1 protein-coding gene is annotated in these 1263 nt (G+C 61.0%); it reads right to left on the bottom strand.

Going from position 1 to position 1263, the window contains the following annotated elements; all coding sequences use genetic code 11:
* Positions 1-91: 91 nt before the first annotated feature.
* Positions 92-739, bottom strand: coding sequence for a hypothetical protein (locus C6P61_RS17070; RefSeq protein WP_105731101.1), 648 nt, complete (start codon positions 737-739; stop codon positions 92-94).
* Positions 740-1263: the final 524 nt, after the last annotated feature.

The raw sequence follows: 1263 nt of genomic DNA on the forward strand, positions 1-1263 counted from the left end.
GGCGGCACGGGCGTGGCTCGGGAAAGAGTCCAGCGGGGCAAGTGGTCCGCTTCGGGGTGGCACAAATCCGCGGCCACAGGATTGAAGCCCGTCAGGGGCGAGACGTCCAGTCCGCCCATACAGCAGGCAGGCGATCATGGTTACCCAGCCACTGGCCAAGCTCGGGGTCCACCCAGTTGATGACCGTCACGCCGGTCTGGTGCTGCTCGAGCAGTGTCGGGATGAGCCACAGCAACGGCTCGTGGTGGAATATGCGGTTGCGCAGATCACGAATCCGGTTCAGTGCCGCCGAAATGTTGTGTCGCTGCCGCTGCGGCTTCGGGCAGCGTGCGAACACCAGGCGCAGGTCTTTCCAGAGGACAGCCTGGAACTGCACGTTGAACAACGAGGTCCAAAAGCCGAAAGTCAGCTCGGCAAGCACCTTGTCCGGTGTCTGTGGCTCGTGTCGCCGGATCAGTTTGGCCTTGGCGCTGCCCACTTCCTTGTTCTGCCAGGTGAAGGCGGGGTCCCCCGCCCATGCTTCCCACCAGTCGGCCCGGCCATACAGTCTGCTCAGTCGTGCATGGATGCCGTTGCGCAGCGCAATCTCCAGGACATTGAGCATCGGCACCATCGCCTCGGACAGCAGGACGTTACTAGCGTAATCTGCCGCAGCCCTGCCCACATCGCCGCCGCGCGCGGCACGGTAGCGCCCCAACCTTGCAGGGGAAAAGTGCTTCTTCAGGTCATTCCAGTTCATGCTTCGCCACTTTGAATCATCGGACCGTGCTGCTATACTTGGCTTGCAGCCCTAGGCTCCGTCCTCTCCCAGCCGCCTTACTGGTGATGACACTAGGTTCGCTCTGGCCCTGTGATGCAGGGCCACCCCAATCACTTGATCGACCCGCCTCTGGCGGGTTTGTCTTTTCTACAGCCAGTAATCATAAGGCGTCGCCTAGTTCAAATGCTGCGCATGCTGCATATGGGCCAGGCTAGGGGCACGGTCGCACTGGCACAGGCAGTGTTGGCATTGGGTGATATACAGCACGACAGTCGCTATCCGCAAAGCAGTGGCGGTGGAGCTTTCGACCTTACCCGACCTGCTGCCCCAGGAAGCAGCAGTATCAGGGCCTGGTTCGCGCGGTGAAGAACCGCTCGCGATTATGGAGGCAGAGCTGCCAGCCATCTACCTTGGGGGCGGCACAAAGCCACGCCTCAGGACTGAGCCGGATCGCCAATCGGATCCACGTAGATTTTGACCTAAGAGCGTGTTCAAAGTCTTCT

It is taken from the genome of Malikia spinosa (genome assembly GCF_002980625.1).
GTDB lineage: Bacteria > Pseudomonadota > Gammaproteobacteria > Burkholderiales > Burkholderiaceae_C > Malikia > Malikia spinosa.

Excerpts from the sequence above, each read along its gene's own strand:
- C6P61_RS17070 (WP_105731101.1), bottom strand. The coding sequence starts at position 739 with ATGAACTGGAATGACCTGAAGAAGCACTTTTCCCCTGCAAGGTTGGGG.